Origin of the sequence: Nocardia sp. NBC_00881, assembly GCF_045207455.1 — a bacterium.
In the GTDB taxonomy this organism is placed as follows: domain Bacteria; phylum Actinomycetota; class Actinomycetes; order Mycobacteriales; family Mycobacteriaceae; genus Nocardia.
Window position 1 is genome coordinate 1,773,371 of sequence record NZ_CP108798.1, and the last position, 22,550, is coordinate 1,795,920.

Genomic DNA, 22,550 nt, shown 5'->3' on the forward strand with positions numbered 1-22,550 from the left:
TCGAATATCAGCAAGTACTGATCGGCGAGGACGGGCAGGTGACAGTCGAGTCGATATCTGGTATTCGCGAAGAGCAAGGGGAGGAGCCCGAGTACGGGTTCTGTGCGAACAGCAACGAAATCGAATGGGTCAACAGGCTCGCCGACGACCGGCCATTCCGGGAAAAGCTGACCGAAGCGATCGATACGGGCATCCGTGAACGTGAGCTGATCCCCGGCGTATCACAGTACGACACGACGTTCGAGAGCGTGTATGTAAACACGTACAACAACGGTTTCAAGACCATCGAGAAGACGTGTCGGAATGAGATCGAGGCCAATTCCGTCGAGTTCTCACTGCTAACCTACAGAAACGTCGGAACGCGAACTCCGGACTTGCTGCGAGTCACTGAACGCGTCATCCTGATGGAGTACGCGCATGGTATGGCAATGTTCTCCGACTGGCCTGAATATTCACTCCACTTCCCCACTCCGGCAGCACAGAGAATGGGCTTGGGGGACCACCTAACTCGAACACCGGACCGGCACGCAGACGGCAACATCCGGATCCATAGAAGCATCCATTTGGTACCCCTCGGAAACCGGAGGGCCTTCACGAATTCATTGCCGTCCGGTGGCTATTCCGAACATTTTGCAGTAGTCCGAGATGGTAGGCTGGAATGGGTTCGACACAATTTCTCGCGGGCAGAAATCCAGGCGATTAGGCAACGAACGATTGTCTCGGAATCAGAATTGGTTCGTTTGGGTGGACAATCCGCGTACCTGGACCAGCTGGCCATCCTCGACAGAGTCGAAAAACAAGCGGTGGAGAACACTGCGCCACCGACCCTGGACGATGCTGTGCGGACACTGGAAAAGTTCCGTGACGAGCTCGCGGGCATCCTCGGCCTCGACGATCCTCGTGATACATGGACACATCAGAATTGGTCCCAGGCCATCGAAGGATTGAAACAGCAGTTTCCCGACGATTCCACTTCTGAAACGCGTTACTACATCGATACCATCGAGCGGCTGAACGCACTCCACCTGCGCGCACAAATGGATCAAGTAAGCGCCGAAGAGCTCGACGGCACCTGGCCGGGATTGACCGAGAAGTACCTGGACAGCCTGTCGCACTGGCTCGCCGACCTGGAGGCAGCGGAATACCCGGCGTCTTACATCGAGTCCGAAGAGGAGTGGCAGGCACATTTCGACCGCGAAACCTGGAGCGCGACAACAGAACAACGTTCGGTCGAGACCCCCGCCGAACCGGTCTCCCCGCCTCCCGGTCCGCCGCGCCTGGTCGTCGATGGGCCTGCGGCGTCGGCGCGGGTGCCAGGGCCCGAGCATGAACCCGGCGGTGCGGACGGCGGTGGCGGGGACCGGCCGCCGACCGATACCGGCAGCTCGGACGAGATGCGTGGTCCCGCCGTGTATGCACGCAACACCGCGGCGATGTGGGCGAGCTTGGCCCCTTGGTCGCGAGTCGTTCCCGGCACGCCGCCTGCGCTGTCGGCTATCGAGGTACCGGCCTATCGCACAACGCGGGTGGTCGTGGGCGCACCGGGCGTAGCCGACCCCAAAGTGATTGCCGCGCTGCTTGCCGACCACGACGAGGGTCACGTCGTCGTGGTGGAGGACTGCTTCGGGGAACTGGATTTCCCCGCGAGTGACCACATCCAGGTGCTGCGGATGCCGATCATGATCCGCGCCGCCGCCCCGATTCCTCCGGTGAACCTCCCGGCGGGTGTCAGCATCGAACAGGCGACGGACGAGGACACTCTGGCCGAAGCCGAACAGGTGATCGTGGACGGGATGCCGCGACCGGCATTTCAGCCATACCGGCGCGGAGTGATGCTGCCGTCGTTCCTTGTGGGTTTGCCGTCCTGGCGGGTATGGCTGGCACGCCTCGACGGTCGTCCGGTTGCGGCGATCTGCACCTACGATGACGGCGCAGCTGTCGGCGGCTACTGGCTGGCGACCATACCCGAGCTGCGGTCACAAGGCATTGCAACCGCCCTGGGGGCCACGGTGCTCGCGGCGTACCCCGATCGGCCGATAACCCTGACGGCCACCGAGCAGGGGCGGTCGCTGTATGAGTCGGGGGGCTTCGAGACCGTCGGCGAGGTGGTCCGGTTCCGCTTGGAGTCATCAGCTGAGGTGAGGGCTCTGCTGGGTGGGGCTGCTGTGCAAGCCGACGCGCCGGCATTGCCGGAGCACGACATTCCGGATCGGGCGGCCCACCGTGGGATCGAGCTTCGAGCCGCCGGCGACGGTCCAGGCGGGAAGCTGCGCATTCCGCCTCAGGTAAACGGTTCGCTCGTCGTGCGCAATGTGGACGGTCTAGTGCAGCAGGGTGGTCGTCCGCCGGACCCGTACCGGCTTGTCATCCACAGCGAGGATTGGTTCGCTGTCCGTGGCACCTGGCACACCGAGTTGACCCTCGGCCTGCGGGGGATCGACGAGGACCGGCGCCTGGGCAGCATGGTGTTGGCGAGCAGCTGGTTGGTGGACCGTCTGCGGGAAGTCGGGTGGGGAACCGACGAACAGGTCGACATCGCCGAGTCTGCGCTCAGTGCTGTGGTTGCGGGTTCTTTGGCGGACACCACCGGCGAGGTCCGGGTCAAGGTGACGTTGACCGACCGGGCCGGTGCCCTACTGGTGGAGGTGTTCGACAACGGCAGCCGGGACCGCGACCTGTCCGGATTGACCGGGGTCGGCGATTGCGGGCTGCTGCCCGACGATGGCGGCCGGGTGACCTGGTTCCTCGTCCACCCACCGGGCGGTGTCGCGACCGGAGGACCACGGCCCGAGGAGCCGGCCCCGCAGCCCGGTCCGGCACCAGAGGGCGACTCGGGGGACGGCGGCGGGCCGGCGGTGTCCGGTCCTGAGAGCGCAACCAGCGTCGAGGTCGGGTCCCGTGGCGCCGAGCACCTGAATCAGCCGGAGCCAACGCATCCCACCATCGCCGATCCCGATTCCGCTGCGCCAACGCTGTCGGATGATCGGCCCGGTTCCCCGCAGGCCGGGGACAGCAGCGCCGCCACCGACACAACGGATCGGCCCACACCACTCAAGCGGTCCGGAGGTGCGCGTGGAGTGGCTGGCTCACCGTCTGAGGCGGCGATGCCCAGCGGATCGGCCGGCCGTGGCATAGCGCCCAGACTGGTCGGTGGGCGGGAGCGACCCGTCCGACCACACAGGTGGGTGGAGTCGGGCGACAACGTGTACGCCAGCACTGTCCATATTGCGGATCCCGACGACCCACGGTCGGCCGAACTCATGGAGGTCAACCTCGACGAAGTCGTCGATGACGTGTTCGGTCCCGAACGCGACGTCGGCCCGATGCTCGCTGAACGCGGCCTTCTCGACACCGATGAACCGGCACCCGAGGAAGCCGGGCCCCGTGGCGAGGACGACCGTCCCGACGATGATGAGGACGGTGGCGGTGGCACGTCTGCGCCGGCTCCTCCGCAGCCCAAGCGCCCCTCTGGTGGTGGGGGTATATCGCGGACCCGGCCGGATTCGGGGGGTGGAGGGTCGGCGCCGCGTCCGGCGCTATCGGGTTTCGTCGATGAACCCACAGTGACACCTGGGGACGGCGAGACCTTGCTGGTGCAGGAGGTGGACAACCGCGCGGCTCCGGTTGCGCGGGTGTCGGGTTCTGCGGGGTATGTGCGCCCGAAAGGTCATGTGCGGCAATCGTTGGTGCAGTGGGCGGATGCTCAGGGACGGCCGGTCGACAGCAGGCCGGCACCGGTTCGTGCGCGGGCAGCGGTTGAGGGTCTGTTCACCGGACTTCCGGTCGATCAGCAGGCGTTTGTGCGGCGTTGGTTCCTGGCGGATCCGCCGATGTCGCTGGCCACGGTCGCGGCGGCTCTGGGCGTTACCGAGAGCGCGGTGCAATCGCGTGTTGCGGAGTTGGCTGCTGGACTGGAGTGGCCGGATGTGTATTCGTGTGTCCAGGAACTGTTCGGGTTGCGACCGGAATTGGTGCGGCTCGGGCGGGGTGGCTGGTGTGACCAGGTCATGCGGCATGTGGAGTTGTTCGCACGCTATGCGCGTGACGCGGGCGCGGCCGGTGGGGCGACAGTCGAGTCGGGCGACGTCCCCAGCGACCGCGGCAGCGGGAAACGCCGTTCCGCAAAGGCCGTGCCCCGTGAAGCGTATGACTTCGGTCCGGGCCGGGTGGGGTGGCTGGATGATCTCGGTATCGATGTCGCCAACCCGTTCGGACGCCGCGGACCGAAAGCGTTTGTCGAGGGCGCGATAACACACGCCGCTGGCTCGGACGGCCGGGAGAGTGGCGCTTTCGGTGGACGTCGATCGAAGCCACCCGGACCGCACCCGTCATCGAAAGACCAAGCCCCCGAACCTGACTCGCCATCGACCCGCGAGCCGGACGCGCCGACACCAGACCCGACAGAGGAGTCACCGGCGGAGCGCGCCTTGACCGGTCGTGAGCTCGAACCGATAGCTGAACAACCTGATGAAGCGGTCGTGTCTCGGCTGGGGTTCTCCGAACGCGACGTTCAAATTCTGAGCCTGCTCGCCGAGGGCGTGTCCGCCGCAGATATCGGTGCCGTCGTGGGCTTGTCGGCCGGGGAGGTTCTGGTCGACACGATGCGGGCAGCGCGGGCGCTGGGGGTCGGGCGTCCGATCGCGGCGATGGCGGCGGCCCTGCGCGAGGGGGTCCTGGGATCCGGTTCCTGGGCAGCGGATGTTTCGAGTCCGTGGGATCGTTCGCTGTCGGACGAGGACGTGGAGTTGCTGCGCCTGGTCGCCCGGGGATTGCCGGAGTCTCGGATCGGCGAGATCCTGGGCATGCCGGTTTACCAGGTGTATCAGCAGCTCGAGCTGGTGGGAGAGGAGTTCGGCACCCGCGACCGGATGCGGATGGTGGCCACAGCGCTGCGGGAAGGGCTCTTGGACACCGGCCGAGGGCGTCCGGAACACGAGGCCGAGATGCTGACGCTGTTGGCACGCGGTGCATCGGATACCGAAATCGCGGCCGGACTGGATGTCTCGGTGTCCACTGTGGCGTCCCTGTGGGATCGTTTCGAGGCATGCTTCGGCACGCGTGACCGGGACGCGTTGGTATTGGCGGGGTTGCGGGAGCGGATCATCGGCCCGGCCGAAGCAGCAGGGTCGGCCGTCTCGATGCGTGCTCGGGTGCCCGAGGACGTCGCCCGGATGGTGCCGGACAGCGAGCGAGGCCCGGAGCTGGCCGAGGAAGTGTTCGCCCTGGCTGCACGCCGGGCAGCGGAGTCGGAAGTCCCCGCGGGCGCCGCGGTGCTGTTGATGCAAGTCCTGGACGAGGTTTCGGCCGAGCATCGGCGGGTGGTGGAGTTCTGCGTCCGCGTGTGGGAGCGGCACGGAGCAGCAGCGCAGCCGAATGCGGTGCGGTCGCGCTCGAGCAGACGGGTGTTCGGTCGGGTGCTGGCCGCTATGCCCGGCGATCACTGGCGGGTGGTGGCAGCGGAATTGCGGCGGTGGCGGCCGGGAGACCCGATAGATCTGCCGGACCCGGCCGGACGCTCGTTCGCCGCACAGCTGGGCCGCGAGCTCGGGGTGGACGGTGCCGGTTCCAGCGGTGCCCAGTCGGGCACTATTCCCGACTCCCGCTCTGATGAACTGACCGCAGTGTTGGCCGGCCGCGGTGAACTGGCTCCGCTGCCGGGAATAGCCGGGCATGTGGCAGCGGTGCAGAACGCCGATCCCGCCGATCTGGCTCGATGTGTGGCGGGGCTGTCCCCGGCCGCGCGCGAGTTGTTCGTGCGCTGGCTGCTGGGGCAGAGCCCGGCGGACATCGCTTCCGCAGACCAGGTCGAGGCGGAAGACCGGTTGTATTTGGTTGTGCACGAAGTGGTTCGGGGCCTTCCGGACTCCGGCGCCCAAGCCGACTGGGGCAGCGTGCGGCGCGCACTGCGGCTGCGGCAGCTGGCACGGGAGTGGCCTGTGCCGGAAAGTGAAGTGATCTCTCTGCTGGTGCACCTGCAGCTGTCCGAAACCGCTGCCGCCGGTGATCCGGCATGGGTGAAAACTGCGCTGGTTCAGATTGCGCGGGAGCTGGAGTGGACGAAAGTGGCTCGGGCGTGGCGGAAGCTGCTCCGGGCCGTGCAGACACGTGATTCCGAAGCGGATACCGCGGCGCTGTACCTGGTCGAGGCCGTGTGGGCGGTTCGCCCGGAATGGCTGTCGGAATGCCTGCCGGTCGTGTCGCCGGAGCAGCGGGCTGCCGCCGAAAGCCATTTCGGGCAGGGGATGTCCTTTGCCGAAATGGCAGCGGCCGACCCGGAATCCGGCGGCGAGAGCGCGGTTCGCAGGCGGATGATCACGATCGCTCATGCGCTGGTCGGGGAATTGCCGACCTGGTTGTGGGAGCAGTACGGCCGCCGCGGGGCACTGCGGAGATCGACGCAGGCGGATATCGGCCGGGAATCCGGAGTGAAGTCGGCCGAGCGGATTTTCGAAGGCTTAGAGGAACGATTCCCGGCGGCGACGTTGGCTCAGGTGTTCGCGGCTGCTGCCCGGCACGGATGGGTGCGCAGGCACGGCGGGATCGTCGCCGATGACCAGGAAGTCATCGGTGGTCTCGGGTCATTGCCGGTGCCGACGGTGCGGGAAAGGGCATACCGTCCGGTCGCTGAGAGCTTCGGATTGACGGAGACCGACGTACAGATACTGGCGATGACGGCGATGGGTAAGACATCCGCTGAAACCGCTGTGGTAGTCGATCTTTCTGTCTCCACAGTGCGAGCCCGGCTGAGCCGGATCATGAGAATGCTGGGCGTGCGGAACAGCGCCGCAGCTGTGGCGGTGGCCATCCGGGAAGGGATTCTCGACGGCTACCGGTTTGCGCCGACTGCCGAGGGTCGGGCTCACCGCCTTCGCGCAGTCGAGATCCAGATACTCCGATTGGTGGCACGAGGCCTGGACAGCAGCGAGATCGGGCGGTGCACCGGGAAGTCGGCAAATACCGTGCGAAACGCGATCAGCCGTCTCGGGGACAAGCTCGGCCCGAAATCGCGGCCTGCGATGGTGGCATTGGCGCTGCGTGAGGGACTGCTCGATCAGAACCGGGCCGTGCCCGATCTCGCTGTCGCAGTGCTGACCTTGGCGGCGGAGGGCGCTTCCGACCTGGAGATTGCGGTCCGGCAGAACATACCCCCGGAAGTGGTGCGCGAGCAGTGGGATCGCTTGGCGACCGAATTCGGTACCCGTGACCGGGATGCGGTGGTAGTGGCGGCCCTGCGGGAGCGCATCCTGGAAACCGACACACCGCTTCCCGCGGCCGGCGTCGAACCCGGTCCGGATGAGACTGCGTTGTCCGAAGCAACCGTCGGCGCCACCGCTGAACCCACGCCGGCGCAACGGCCGGACAACGCCACGGAAAGCCAGGACGAGCACACGCTGCAGCCCGCGCCCACGCAGTCGGTGGAAGAGCAGCACTTCGTGGCGTGGTACGGAGCACGACTGGCCGACGAATCCGGGCGGCCTCGGCAGAGCCTCGATGACTACATCGCCATGCATCGCCTGGAAATGAGCATGGTGGCACGTTGGCTGAGGAATGCGGGGCTCGACCCGAGCAGTCACAACCGGGTGCCGACCGGAGAGTTCCCACGACCCAGTGACGCCGAGACGAGGACCTGGCTGGCGGGGGTACGCCGATACCTGGCTGTGCCGCCGGAGGTGATGGACGAGTTGGTGGACGCGCCGCCGGGCACGTGGCAGGCAGCCGAGCGGGGAGAAGCGGAGAAGGTGGCATCCCTCGCCCGCCTGGTCGGTAACCTCGAAATGATCGAAACGGGACCGGACCGGCCGACTCGGGAGACGCTTCCCCATCGTCCGCGAAACGTATTCCTGCCGAGGGAAATGCTTATCTTCCCAAATCATCGTACCGCCGAATCGTTCGGTGAGTATCTGCGACACTTCCTTTTGCTGAACAATCTGACGCCAATGGAAGCGGAATGGATCTTTAGAATACCCAAGCCGACATTGGAAGCTTACCAATCCGGACGGCTTGATTCGATGTTCGAGCACCTCATGCTGAAGGTCTACGACCGTGTTCTGCACCGCGCGGGCACGTGGAACGATCTGGCCGAGGCGTGGGGATATTTCTACCGGATGGATCCGGATGGGGAGACCATTCCTGATCCCGTCGATTACGGATCGGTGCACGATTGGCTGAAAGCGGTACGTCTGTATTATAGAATGAGTAAAACGGAGTTTGCTGTACATGCTGGAACGTCCGCTGATGCGGTTTCTTTGAGAGAGTCGCATGTAAGGCCTCGCGTTCGTTACCTCCGGGAGCTCCGGGACAGGTTGGGCTTTCCGAACGACATTCTGGTATCGGCGCTACGTCGTTTCTATTCTCGCACGGATTCCGTGAGCGACGACGAGGGCGTCGAGCGGTTGTTCTTGGAGCCTATGAATGCGGGGCTCGACCCGAGCAGCCACGACCGGGTGCCGACCCGAGAGCTCCCGCAACCCAGCGAGGCCGAGACGAGGACTTGGTTGGCGGCGGTACGCCGATACCTGGCTGTGCCGGCTGAGCGGATGGACGAGTTGGTGGATGCGCCGCCGGGTACGTGGGAGGCGGCCGAGCGGGGAGAAGGGGAGTTGGCGATCGGGCAGGTGCGGGCGTTGTTGCGCCGCGTTCCGGGTGCCCGCGAGGTGTATTTCGATGCGGCGCGGCACTATCCGGCATTGCTCACCGAAGACGGCGTCGCGGCGTTTCCGGAGGGTTACTCCCGAATCGGTGAATATCTTCGATTCGAGCGCATGAGTTCAGGTCTGACGCAGGAGCAGGCAGCAGTCCTCGCCCGCCTTTCGGTCGGTCACCTCAGAAAGATCGAATGGGGACAATCCCGGCCAGCTGGGGAAACGCTTCGTCGTTATCTGCGGAGCATATCTCTTCGTCTCGGTGTGACGTTTGACGAGCTCGCCGAATGCTTTCCTTACCTACCCAGGGAAACGCTTATGTTCCGAAATCCTCGTATCGCCGAATCGTTCGGTGAGTATCTGCGAAACTTCCGTTTGCTCAACAATCTGACGACCGGGGAAGCGCAGCGGATATTTGGGATACCCAAGCCGACATTGGTCGCTTACCAATCCGGACAGATAAAGTCGATGTTCGAGCACCTCATGCTGAAGGTCTACGACCGTGTGCTGTATCGTGCGGGCACGTGGAACGATCTGGCCGAGGCGTGGGGATACTTCTACCGGATGGATCCGGACGGGGAGACCATTCCTGATCCCGTCGATTACGACTCGGTGAATGATTGGTTGAAAGCGATACGTCTGTATTACAGAATGAGCCAAATGGAGTTCGCTGTACAGACTGGAACGTCCGCTGATGCGGTTAATTCGAGAGAGGTGCAGCAGGATAAGCCTCTAGTTCTTTACCTCCGAGAGCTCCCCGACAGGTTGGGCTTTCCGAACGACATTCTGGTATCGGCGCTGCGTCGTTTCTACTCTCGCCCGGATGCCGTGAGCGACGACGAGGACGTCGAGCGGTTGTTCTGGGAGTTGATCGCCACCAGCCCTGGATGGAAGCGTGCGGAAGAACTCCGCAACCAGATCGTCGAGAAGTATGTGTGGGTCGCTCGGGCGGTGGCGCGCCGCTGGGCGAAGTACTTCCCGAGTGATCAGCGGGACGATCTCGAGCAAATAGCTGCTCTGGCGATCACAGAAAAGGCCGTCCCGAATTTCGTCCCACCGGGTGCGTTCGCACCGTCTGCCTGGTCGCACGCCCACTGGGCACTCTTCGAGGCAAACCTGGAGCACCGATTCCCGCACGCAGATCGGAAGCAACGCCGGCAACTCTCGAAGGTGGCCGCCTACATCGCCAAGCGTAAGGCAGCGACCATGACCGAACCCGACCACGACGAGATCGCCGCGGCTCTCGGTCTCGACGGGGCAGAAGTCGTCGAACTGCGCGGAATGCTGAGAGGAGATGTTTCGAAAGATGTACCGATCAGCAGTGATTCCGGATCACGCACAATGGAGGACAAGATCCTGCCGAACACTCGATCGGCAGAAGAGGAAGCGGAGCTCACCGGGTCACCGTTCACTGACCCGGACATCGTCGAACCGTTGCAGCGAGCCCTATCGGATCTGCCGGAACCTGACCTTGCCCTTCGCGTAGCAGAACTCATCGGCATCGGCGGCTCGCCGGAAAGTATCGCTGCCCAGCTGCGGATCACACCGGAACGCGCCCAGCAACTCATCACCGAAGTGCTCACACAACTGCGCACGGTCACACAACTGCGCACGGTCTTCGACCGAGAAGGCGGCACACCGACCCGCCCGAATCGGCCCGGCGACCACGGCCAGGCCACGCCACCCAGACGGTCTGGAGGTTGGCGTGGAGTCGCTGGCCCGCCCGGTTCGTCGGGCGCTCCCACCTCGACCGAACGATCGGACACCGCTGGCGGTGCTCCCGGTGCCGCGGGTGGCCCCGAGGTCGGCGGATCGCCTGATGGTGCGGTGAACTTCCAACCTCCCTTCGATTACCGCGTAGTGCTTGACCTCCCGGGCGGCGGAAACCGCGCGCGATTCGGGGCGGAAGCCGGTTGGGCGGGTATCCCCGACGGCGGTGTGGCCTTCCACCATCAACACGACGGGATGCCGTGGGACGCAGGCCGGAACCCACGCGGACCAGCTGGACCCCCCACGCCCCCCGGCGACGAGCCGCCACCATCTATGCAGGAAGGCGCGGATCAACGCAGCGCCCAGCAGCAACCGCCCGCAGTGCCGCCTGCGCTCGGCGGTGCCGCAGTCGCGGATCGGGACGGATCGGTTGACCCGGATGGCGTCGGGGTGTCGTCATCCGGTGATGGTGTCGTGTCCTATGACCGGACGAATGGCGGTGAGGCTCCGCGCTCCGGTGTGGATGCGCCGCCGGGCGGTCGGATGGACTTCGCGGAAGTGGTGGATCGACCGCATGTCGGCGTCCGGATCGGGGGCGCGCACCGTGCGCTGTCGACCGAGGAGGAATTGGAGCACCGGCTGCGGTGGATACGCGCCCTGCGGGACGATGCCGCCACGGCGCGAAACCTGCGGCCGGACCTGCTGAAACCCGGATCGACGGCGCTGGAGTGGCTGCGCAGGCGCGCCGAGGCTGCGCGGGCGGAACTGGCCATGCTGCTCGAAGTGGATGGGCTGCTGCTGACACCGCGCAGGTTGCGTGATGTGCTGGACGAACTGCGAGCCGAGCTCGCTTTCGTCGACGATGACGGCATGCGGCGGCTGCGCCGCGAGGCTCGGTTGGGTGAGCTCGGTGCCCTGCTGGGCCGGTGGATTCGGCACCTGCATGAAGTCCAGACGCTGGAGCCCGGTGATATCCAGGACACCCGTGACGAATTGCGCGCAAGCGTGCGCGAGCTATTGGGGACTGTATGGCGACCGGACAGACTTTCTGTCTTTGCGGCCAGAAAGGACGCGGTCGTCGAAAATGTCGACCAGGTACGCGAGCTGGTGGATCCCGCGAACACCGAACAGGTCCTGTACGGCCCGGACGGTGCTGTCCTGCATCGCGTTCCCGAACGTGGCGGAACTTGGGAGCCGTTCGCGAACAACCCGATGGGCGAGCTGAGACGGTTGGCGCACCTGACGCAGACGCCCGACATCGACCGCCTCGCCGACGCCGCCGACATATTCGAGGTAGCCGATCTGGTCGGCTACGCGGACGAGTTCAACCGGCTGTCGGCGCAACTGCCCGACCAGCGGGTTCCGATTGTTTCCACACTGGTCCCGCCGCGCGAGACATTCCTCCGGAATTTCCCGAATATTCCGGTGGAGCAAGCTTTTTCCGATGCCGAGGAGATTGCTCGGGCCTTCTCCCTTGATGCCGAAGGCGCCGCTCTCGTCGCGGAAACCTATGACGTCGCCTATGACTACATCGCCCCGACGCATGCGTGGGTCGCCGACAGCATGCGTCCGCACCTGTACCGCCGTGCGGCCGAGAATCTGCGGTGGATGGCTGTTCTGCCGGCGCGGGACGCGCACATCATCGCTGCGGCACTGCGCGGCCGGGACCCGGACTTCTTCGCCCGGCGCTGCCGAGAGGTCGTGTACTCGTCCGCGACCATCGCGATGGTGGTACGCGACTTCGAGAACCTTGCCGGAAGGACACTGTCACTGCCCGAGTCGTTCCGCTCGTCTTTGACTCCCGAGCAGGAAGCGCAGGTGCCCGGCTCGTATCGCCGGTTCGTCAAGCACATGTCGCAGGCGGGTATCGATCTGGAGCAGCCGGGCGGCGCGCTCACCATCGTGGATGACGGATTTCGCGGCAGGCTGGAAGAAGTTCTGGCGCATATTTTCACCGCGATCGAGTTCACCGGCGAATACAGTCTGCTCGTCGTTCACCCGGAGGACCCGCATCCGAACAGCAAGCGGGGCCACATCTTCCAGATACCGACCCACTATTGGGAGAACGACGATTTCGGGGGGCCGACCAAGTTCCTGCCGGACGACGAGCGGCTCACCTTCCTCTCCAACCACGGGTTGTGGCTTTTCGAGGAGCTCTGCCAAGGACCGACGTATTCGGCGCAAACCATCACCGAACAGGGCCCGGATCAATCGCAACCGCCGCGGGAGTGGTTCACGCGCAGCCTCTTCCCGGAAGGCGGCGACGAGCTGACTCGGGAACTGCGGGTAACCCAGGCACGCAAGACCGCGGTGCTGCTCGCCACCGCGCACTATGCCCAGCGCGGCGGTCCCGGCGACCTGTATCCCTTCATTCGACAGACCCGCTCGTGGTTGCTCGAGGACGGCGCCACGGATCTGCGCTTCGCGCGATTGGCCGACGATTTCGTGCCTCGGTGGAAAGGCGTCGAAGTCAGCCGTCTCGAATGGCACTTCGACGACCCCGAATCCGACCAGGCCGGGAAGCGGCGGCGGGCGGCAGCCCTGCGGAAGTTCGACGAGCAGCAACGACACATCACCAGCTGGCGGCTCCGGGAGCGCGGGACAGCCGAGGACGTCGCCGCCGAGTTCGGACTCGAGCTGAGCCGCTACCGGATTGTGCAGGAGCAGGCGGTAACCCAGCTGGTCGACGTGACGGCGCTGATCACGCAGCGGTTCGGGCTCACCGATCGTGAACTCGAGGTGCTCGGCCTGCTCGCCGAGGGGTTGGCGGTCGGCGAGGTCGGATCGAGGCTGAGCCTGTCCAAAGCCGCCGTGCGCGGCTACCTCGCCCGGGCGGCCGCCGAACTCGGCACCCATGGCCTGCTGCGGACGGTCCTGGCCGCTCAGCGTCGGGGACTGCTGGCCGCTGCCGAGCCCACCGAGCCCGTCGAACTGGACGACCGCGACATCCGCATTCTCTGCTTGGCGGCCAACGGCCTGTCGGACCAGGCAATCGGGGACGAGCTGCACCTGCCGCGGGATGAGGTCAAGCGTCTGCTGGCCGCCATGGCCGCCAGGTTCGGCACCAGCGGTCGGGTGGCGACGGTCGTGGCGGCGGACCGCCATGGCGTGCTCGACAACGCCGAATTCGACACGTCCCCCTCGCCGCCGGATATCGAACTGTCGCAACGCGAAGCCCAAGTGCTGCTCATGGTGGACTACGACCTGTCGAACCAGGCCATCGCGGCGCTGATGGGAGTGTCGACCGACAGTGTCCGGGACCACCGGTCCCGCGCGTACAGCAAGCTCGGCACCAGCGACCCCGACGAGATAGCGACGCTGCTGTGGGAGCAGGGCATTGTTGGTGGCCAGACGACGCCCAAGCAGCGGTTCCTGGTGTGGTACCGGATCCGACTGGCGGACGAATCCCGGTGGCCCAGGCAGAGTTTCGATGACTACCTGGCCATGAATTCACTGGGTATGGACGAGGTGGTCGGCTGGCTGATCGATGCGAGCCTCGACCCGAGCAGCCACGACCGGGTGCCGACCGGACCGTTCCCCCGCCCCGACGCCGGAACCCAGGCCTGGCTGCGAGCGATACGCCGGTACCTGACGCTGCCACCGGAGCGAATGGACGAACTGATCGCCGCCCCGCACGGCACCTGGCGGGCAGCCGAGCGTGGCACGAGGGAATTGACAACCGCGCAGGTACGAACACTTCTACACAGTGTCCCTGGTGCCCTTGCAGTGAGTTCTGAGGCAGCGCAACACTATCCGGGTCTGCGTGCCAACGACGGCGCCACGGTGAAACCAGCACTGGCACCACGCCCGGCGGTAGCGCAGGAGGCGTTGCTGCACGGGGAGAGCGCGACGTTTTCGGCGTACATGACCCAGTTGGAATTGTGGATCGCCAACGGCCACGTAGGTGATCGTCCGGTCCGGCCCGAACCAGGGGATCGGCGGCGCGGTGACACCCTGGCAGACCTCGCCATGACACTGCGCGCGGATCTGCAACTCCACCGCGATGGTGTCGAGACGGTGCCGGAGCTGATCGAGTGGCTGATCGCCGGTACCGAGGAAGTCATCCTGCAGGCGGCGGTACTACACGGCGACAGGACCGGATACCCCTTCACGCTGGCCCGCTCCGGCGGTCGCCTCGTGATGCACGAAATACACGACAGGCAGCAGCGCACCCTGGAAGGAGAAGAAGCACTCCGTGAATGGGCGCGGCAATACTCGACCTCTCAGCAGGTCGTCTGGTTCGAGTTCCGCAACGGCCGCGCCGTGCACGGGCTCGAACCGGGCGAGCCACCTCACAACATCCCCGCTGAATTTGCCGTCGTCGAACTCTTCGGCCGCCCACACGTCGACACTGGTGCGTCCGAAGAGCGTCCCGGTGGTGGCGAGAACGACTCTCACGACGGGATGCCGTGGGACGCGGGCCGCAACCCACGCGGTCCAGCCGAGCCGCACACGCGAGCCGGCGACGAGCCGCCACCACCTATGCAGGAAGGCTCGGATCGACGCAGCGCCCAGCAGCAACTGCCCGCAGTGACGCCTGGGCTGTCCGGTGGTGCCGCAGTCGCGGATCGGGATGGATCTGTTGACCCGGATGGCGTCGGGGTGTCGTCATCCGGTGATGGTGTCGTGTCCTATGACCGGCCGGATAGCGGTGGGGTTCCGCCTTCTGGTGTGGGTGCGGCGCTGGGTGTTCGGATGGACTTCGCGGAGGTGGTGGATCGTCCGTCGCATGTGGTTGAGGGCTTGGATGTCAATCATGCGGTGGGCGATCCGTTCCTCGGGTTGCGCGGCCGGAAGCGGGTGGTCGCCGAGGGCGTGGTTGGGCATGGTGCGAATCCGGGCGACCCGAGTGCCGGTGCGTTCGGTAATCGGCACGGCGAACTGCCACGCGACCGCGAACCTGTCCCGCCAGCTGAGGAGACCACGAACAACGCACGCCCGGACAGCTCTCCGGGTCGCAGCAGTGATCGAAGCACGCCGCTGCTGTGGGTGCGGCAGAGCGCGAGCACTGATCCTGATGCCGTCCTCGCCGCGTGTCGGGATCTGACGCCCGAGATGCATAGAGTGATCGAATTGGAGTTTCTGCACGGGTTTTCGCGGGCACGTATCGCAGCCGACATCGGTCGACCCGAGAGCTGGGTCGAAGACCGGCAGCAAAGGGCCGTCGAACAGGTTGCCGACGCGCTGTGTGATCTCATGGCGGATCGCCTCAACCACGTGGATATTCCGGCTGCGGCGTTGCTCGGCGCGGAAGCTGGTTCGGGCCGGGTGACCGCGCTTCGGGTGGCGGCTACCGCACGTCGGTGGGAGGCATCGGTCGGGGCGCGGCGGATTCGGGACAGCGACCCGATTCAGGGAGCATGCCTCGACGGGATGTTGCAGACCCCACCGGTGACCGTGGGCGAGATGGCAACGGTGTTGGGGATGCCGGAGTGTGAGGTCGCGACACAGGCCGGACGGGCGGTCCGCCTGCTGGCGCGGTTCCTAGACCCGGACGCGGTGCCGCGCGGCAGATCCGTCGCGTTGATCGAGGATGCGCGGGACCGAAACCGCGGCGTGCTTCGCGCGGTGGTCGACGACCTCATCGCCCACAACAGCCTGCTCGGCTGCAGTGTCGAACGCCGGTTTCTGGGCGAGGGGTCGACGGAAACCGACGATATGGCAGCCGAATTCGGTATCTCCGCGGCGGCTTTCACCGACCGGCTGCGCAGAGGTATCCCCTGGGTGGTCGACGAGCTGTCCACACGGTTGAACGCGCCAGTGGATCCGGCTGTCGGGCACGGGGGTTCGGCGAGCCGGCAGGCCCCGACCGAACGATCGGAAACCGCCGGCGCCACCGCAGAACCCACGCCGGCGCAACGGCCGGACAACGCCACGGAAAGCCAGGGGGAGCACACGCTGCAGCCCACGCCCACGCAGTCGGCGGAAGAGCAGCACTTCGTGGCGTGGTACCGAGCACGACTGGCCGACGAATCCCGACGGCCTCGGCAGAGCCTCGATGACTACATCGCCATGCATCGCCTGGAAATGAGCATGGTGGCACGTTGGCTGAGGAATGCGGGGCTCGACCCGAGCAGCCACGACCGGGTGCCGACCGGAGAGTTCCCACGACCCCGCGACGCCGAGACGAGGACCTGGCTGGCGGGGGTACGCCGATACCTGGCTGTGCCGCCGGAGCGGATGGACGAGTTGGTGGACGCGCCGCCGGGCACCTGGCAGGCAGCCGAGCGGGGAGAAGCGGAGTTGGCGATCGGGCAGGTGCGGGCGTTGTTGCGTCGCATTCCGGGTGCCCGCGAGGTGTATTTCGATGCGGCGCGGCATTATCCGGCATTACTCACCGAAGACGGCGTCGCGGCGTTTCCGGAGGGTTACGCTCGAATCGGTGAATATCTTCGATTCGAGCGCATGAGATCAGGTCTGACGCAGAAGCAGGCAGCAGTCCTCGCCCGCCTTTCGGTCGTTCACCTCAGAAAGATCGAATGGGGACAATACCGACCGGCTCCGGAAACGCTTCGTCGTTATCTGCGGAGCATATCTCCTCGTCTTGGTGTGACGTTTGACGAGCTCGCCGAATACTTTACTTACCTACCGAGGGAAATTCTTATATTTCCAAATCCTCGTATCGCCGAATCGTTCGGTGAGTATCTTCGGCACTTCCGTTTTCTCAACAAGCTGACGCAGGGGGAAGCGGCAAGCATCTTCGGGATCGGAAATGGTACATTACGACGCCACGAAGGCGGAGAGACGAAGGCATCGGATGAGGTCCTCATGCTGGATATCTACGATCGCGTTCTGCATCGCGCGGGCACGTGGAACGATCTGGCCGAGGCGTGGGGATACTTCTACCGGATGAATCCGGACGGGGAGACCATTCCCGATCCCGTCGATTACGGATCGGTGCACGATTGGCTGAAAGCGATACGTCTATATCATAGAATGACTCAATCGGAGTTCGCCGTGCGGATCGGAACGTCGAAGGATATGGTTTATCTGAGAGAGACGCGCGAAAAGCCTCGAGTCGTTTTCCTCCAAGAGTTGCGAGATAGGTTGGGTTTTCCGAACGACATCCTGGTATCGGTGCTGCGTCGCTTCTACTCTCGCGCGGATTCCGTGATCGGGGAGGAGGACGTCGAGCGGTTGCCCGGAGAGTCGATCGCCGCCAGCCCCCGATCGATGCGCCCGTACCTGCCGAGTGAAACGCTTATCTTCCCGAATCTCCGTATCGCGGAATCGTTCGGTGAGTACCTGCGACACTTCCGTTTGCTCAACAAGCTGACGACAAAGGATACCGAACGTATCCTTGGGATACCCGATTCGACATTGGGAAACTACGAATCCGGACAGATAAAGTCGATGTTCGAGCACCTCATGCTGAAGGCCTACGACCGTGTGCTGTATCGTGCGGGCACGTGGAACGATCTGGCCGAGGCGTGGGGATACTTCTACCGGATGAATCCGGACGGGGAGACCATTCCCGATCCCGTCGATTACGGATCGGTGCACGATTGGCTGAAAGCGATACGTCTGTATTACAGAATGAGCCAAACGGAGTTCGCTGTACAGATTGGAACGTCCCGTCAGATTGTTTATCTCAGAGAGACGCGCGAAAAGCCTCGAGTTCTTTACCTCCGAGAGCTCCCCGACAGGTTGGGCTTTCCGAACGACATTCTGGTATCGGCGCTGCGTTGCTTCTACTCTCGCCCGGATGCCGTGAGCGACGACGAGGACGTCGAGCGGTTGTTCTGGGAGTTGATCGCCACCAGCCCTGGATGGAAGCGTGCGGAAGAACTCCGCAACCAGATCGTCGAGAAGTATGTGTGGGTCGCTCGGGCGGTGGCGCGCCGCTGGGCGAAGTACTTCCCGAGTGATCAGCGGGACGATCTCGAGCAAATAGCTGCTCTGGCGATCACAGAAAAGGCCGTCCCGAATTTCGTCCCACCGGGTGCGTTCGCACCGTCTGCCTGGTCGCACGCCCACTGGGCACTCTTCGAGGCAAACCTGGAGCACCGATTCCCGCACGCAGATCGGAAGCAACGCCGGCAACTCTCGAAGGTGGCCGCCTACATCGCCAAGCGTAAGGCAGCGACCATGACCGAACCCGACCACGACGAGATCGCCGCGGCTCTCGGTCTCGACGGGGCAGAAGTCGTCGAACTGCGCGGAATGCTGAGAGGAAATGTTTCGAAAGATGCACCGATCAGCAGCGATTCCGGATCACTCACAATCGAGGACAAGATCCTGCCGAACACTCGATCGGCAGAAGAGCAAGCAGAAGAGCAAGCGGAGCTCACCGGGTCACCGTTCACCGATCCAGACATCGTCGAACCGCTGCAGCGAGCCCTATCGGATCTGCCGGAACCTGACCTTGCCCTTCGCGTAGCAGAACTCATCGGCATCGGCGGCTCGCCGGAAAGTATCGCTGCCCAGCTGGGGATCACACCGGAACGCGCCCAGCAACTCATCACCGAAGTGCTCACACAACTGCGCACGGTCACACAACTGCGCACGGTCTTCGACCGAGAAGGCGGCACACCGACCGGCCCAGATCGGCCCGGCGCCCACGGCGTTGCCAACGAAGAGCGGCAGGCGAGCCGCGATCGGAAGATCGCAGAAGCCGCAACCGAATCGCACCCGGAGGAAGCAGCACCCGACGGGGACAGCAGCGTCACCACGGACACGGACACGGACACGCCCACGCCACCCAGACGGTCTGGAGGTGGGCGTCGAGCCGCTGGCCCGCCCGGTTCGTCGGACGCTCCCACCCCGACCGAACGATCGGACACCGCTGGCGGTGCTCCCGGTTCCGCGGGTGGCCCCGGAGTCGGTGGTCCGCCTGGCGGTGTGGTGAACTTCGTCCCGCCCTTCGATCACCGTGCGGCGCTCGGCCTCCCGGGCCGTAGAAGCCGCGCGCGGTTCGGGGCGGAAGCTGGTTGGGCGGGCATCCCCGCCGGCGGCGTGGTCTTCCACCATCGACCGGACGGGATGTCGTGGGACGCGGGCCGGAACCCACGGGGCCCGGCCGAACCCTCCACGCCACCCGGCGACGAGCCGCCAACACCTACGCGGGAAGGCGCGGACCAACGCAGCGCCCAGCAGCAACCGCCCGAAGCGCCGCCCGGTGGTGCCGCAGTCGCGGATCGGGACGGATCTCTTGACCCGGATGGCGTCGGGGTGTCGTCATCCAGTGATGGTGTCGTGTCCTATGACCGGCCGAATAGCGGTGAGGCTCCGCGCTCTGGTGTGGGTGTGCCGCTGGATGTTCGGATGGACTTCGCGGAGGTGGTGGATCGTCCGTCGCATGTGGTCGAGGGCTTGGATGTCAATCATGCGGTGGGCGATCCGTTCCTCGGGTTGCGTGGCCGGGAGCGGGCGGTCGCCGAGGGCGTGGTGGCTCATGGCGCGAATCCGGGCGACCCGAATGCCGGCGCGTTCGGTGATCAGCACGGCGACCCGGATGCGGGTCGGCAACTCGACGTCACGGCAAACGACGGTAGCGGTGAGACCGATGCCTATGCGGTCTGGCTGCAAGAACTGAGCGATCGGGGGGTGGATACAGAACAGACCATGTCCGACCTGGCGACGATCTGGGATTTCCTGCGACATGACCCGAAATGGGAATTCGATCCCGAACACAACTACGATGCCGTCATCCTGTTCGGCAGCCCGGACGACGGTGGGTCGGCTGTTCTCGCGAACCTCGTTCGCGAGCGTGGCCTCAGTGAAATCCCAGTGGTGTTCTCCGGTTGGCACGGTGAGGCCGCCGAGTTCAGATTAGCTGCGGAGAAAATGGCCTGTACTCCAACGAAATCATCGAGGAACCGGACGCCGAGAACACCAGGCAAAACGCGGTGAAATCCATAGAGCTGCTGAGGAAGCGCGGTCTGCTGCCGGAGCGCGATCATGATGTCGAATCCATCTCCATCATCGCCGTCTGTGCGCCGCAACACGCGCGACGCGTCGTGGCGACGTTCGAGAAGCAGTGTCCATCCGTCCAGCATGTTTCCATCGTCACGGCTCCGGTCTCGGTGGAAAACTACATTTTCTACGGACTGCGATCCGAGTCCCATGAGGATCTGATTCCAGACCACGTCGTGGTGGAGATCCTGCGTGAAGTAAAGGGTCTGCGGGAGACTCCCCGCAGGGGGCACATCGTCGAACAAGAGATCCCGCGCCACGTGCTCGCGGCGTATCACAACTTGACTGGAACGTTCCTCCGACAGTTCGTCGAACGACTTGTCGCGCAGGGGCATCAGGACCAGGCAGTCGCCCTGCTGCAAGAACGGTTCGGGGACAAAATATTTCGGTGGGTGCGCAATGGTGTCCGTCAACCTCGGCTCGCGCGGGAAATCACCGACGAGGCGTTCGAGGGTGCGGTCGATCGCTTCGCCGAGATCGGTGAGCTTGCCGAGATCGGTGAAAGCGACGTCGAAGAGTGGGTTGTCGTCAACGCCCGAAACCTCATGGCCCAGCACGACAACAACGTCCAGGCCGATCGGCCCGGCGGCGACGGCGATGCCGACGAAGAGCGGCAGGCGCGCGTCGACCGCGAGATCGAAGAAGCCACAACCGAATCGCGCCCCGACGAAGCAGCACCCGACGGCAGCGTCACCTCCGACACGGACCCGCCCACGCCACCCAGACGGTCTGGAGGCGGGCATGGAGCTGTTGGCCCGCCCGGTTCGTCGGCGGCTGTGGATCCGTACCACATGACACTCGGCGACGGCCGGGACGATCAGCCCGGCCCCGCTGACAGTCCTGACGCGTCCTCGGCTGCCCGGTACTCTGCTGAATCCGGTGGCCCCACGCGATTCTTTTCCCCCCACATCGCGACTCCGGTATCGCGGGAGGTCTTTCTGGACAACTTCCCGTCGGTCCCGGTTGAAGAGGTCTTTCGCGGGCCCGACGATATCGCTCGTGCGTATTCGCTGGATGCGGGCAGCACGCGGCAACTCCATGTGGTCTACGACCTGGGATTGACATTTTTCGGCCCGTTCAACACCTGGGTCTGCGATAGCATTTATCGGGACATCAGCCGTGAAGCATCCGAAAATCCGCTACGGAAGTTCGCGTTCTTGGGTGGGGATGCGCATATCATGGCGGCCGGCGTTCGCGGTCGGGACTCCGAGCTCTTCGCCGGACGAGGCGTCGAAATAATGATGTCTCGGCGGGGGAACGAACTATTTATGAGAAGTTGGGAGAAGAAGCACGGACGTGCTTTCCCGATGCCGGAATCCTTCCGCACCGCGCGAACTTGGGTGCCCGAGGCGGACGAGGTCGACGACGCTGTGGAGTATTTCACCAACTACTGGCACGAGCAGGGATTGGAATTCGGAGAAGTGGACAGCGCGGTGACAGTGCTGGACAACGGTAGGCGATGCTCGAGCCAAGAGATGGTGACCTACGCGTTTCCGAATACCGACATTCTCGGCCATTATGCCTGTGTGACCATCAACCCCGACGATGCCCATCCAGATCATAAGAAGGGTCACCTCCTTCACCTTCCTGCGGATTTATGGCAGGGTCCCAGAAACACGGAATTCCTTCCAGACGACCCGAAATACACATTCATCTGCAACCAGGCGGTCTTTTGTCTCGAATCACTGATGGCCGGGCCTAAAGCCTCCGTGCACAGCGTCAACCGGCAAGGGCCGGTTCGGTTTTCACCTCCGCCGTCGGCGTCCGGGATCGAGCCTGCACGCATGCACGACGAATACCGAGACCCGATGCTGCGAGAAGCTGTTAACGTCGCGATGCTGCATGCGGCATTCCATCATGCACACGGAAGCAGAGAGGGCAGCGGCGATGTAGGGCCGCTGACCGAGGAAGTACGGTCCTGGATCATCGAGGGGCGTGCTCATGATCAACAGCTCTCGGCCCTGTTCGACAGCCTCGTCCCGAGGTGGGACACCCCGCTCGGAACGGTCCGACCACGCAACACCAACGTCCCACCGAGCGCTGTATCCGACGACGAAACCACTACTCCGGCCGGATCGAAGGCCGAGGTGCAGCCTGAATCACTGTCGGACGGTTCACCTATTGCTGACACCCCCACCCAGCTTGCCGGTATTTCCGGCCCGGGAGCAGCCGAGAAGCCGCCATCAGCCGACGCCGACCCGCCAGCGCCCACGACAGCGGACGACCTGGAGGACGTCGAGCCAACGGCTGAACAACCCCGATGAACCCTCCACCCGCACCACG

At 64.7% G+C, this 22,550-nt stretch carries 2 protein-coding genes (1 of these 2 cut by a window edge); both read left to right on the plus strand.

Annotated elements, in window-relative coordinates; translation table 11 throughout:
* Positions 1-20,204 carry the final stretch of a LuxR C-terminal-related transcriptional regulator gene (locus OH799_RS07070; RefSeq protein WP_406276896.1) on the plus strand. The gene continues 29,347 nt to the left of window position 1, outside the view, so only the last 20,204 of its 49,551 coding nucleotides appear in the window; its start codon lies off the left edge, out of view; the stop codon is at positions 20,202-20,204.
* A complete protein-coding gene (locus OH799_RS07075; RefSeq protein WP_406276898.1) occupies positions 20,201-22,531 on the plus strand; it encodes a hypothetical protein in 2,331 nt (776 codons plus the stop codon). Before OH799_RS07070 ends, OH799_RS07075 begins: the two co-directional genes overlap by 4 nt.
* The last annotated feature ends 19 nt before the right edge of the window (positions 22,532-22,550 follow it).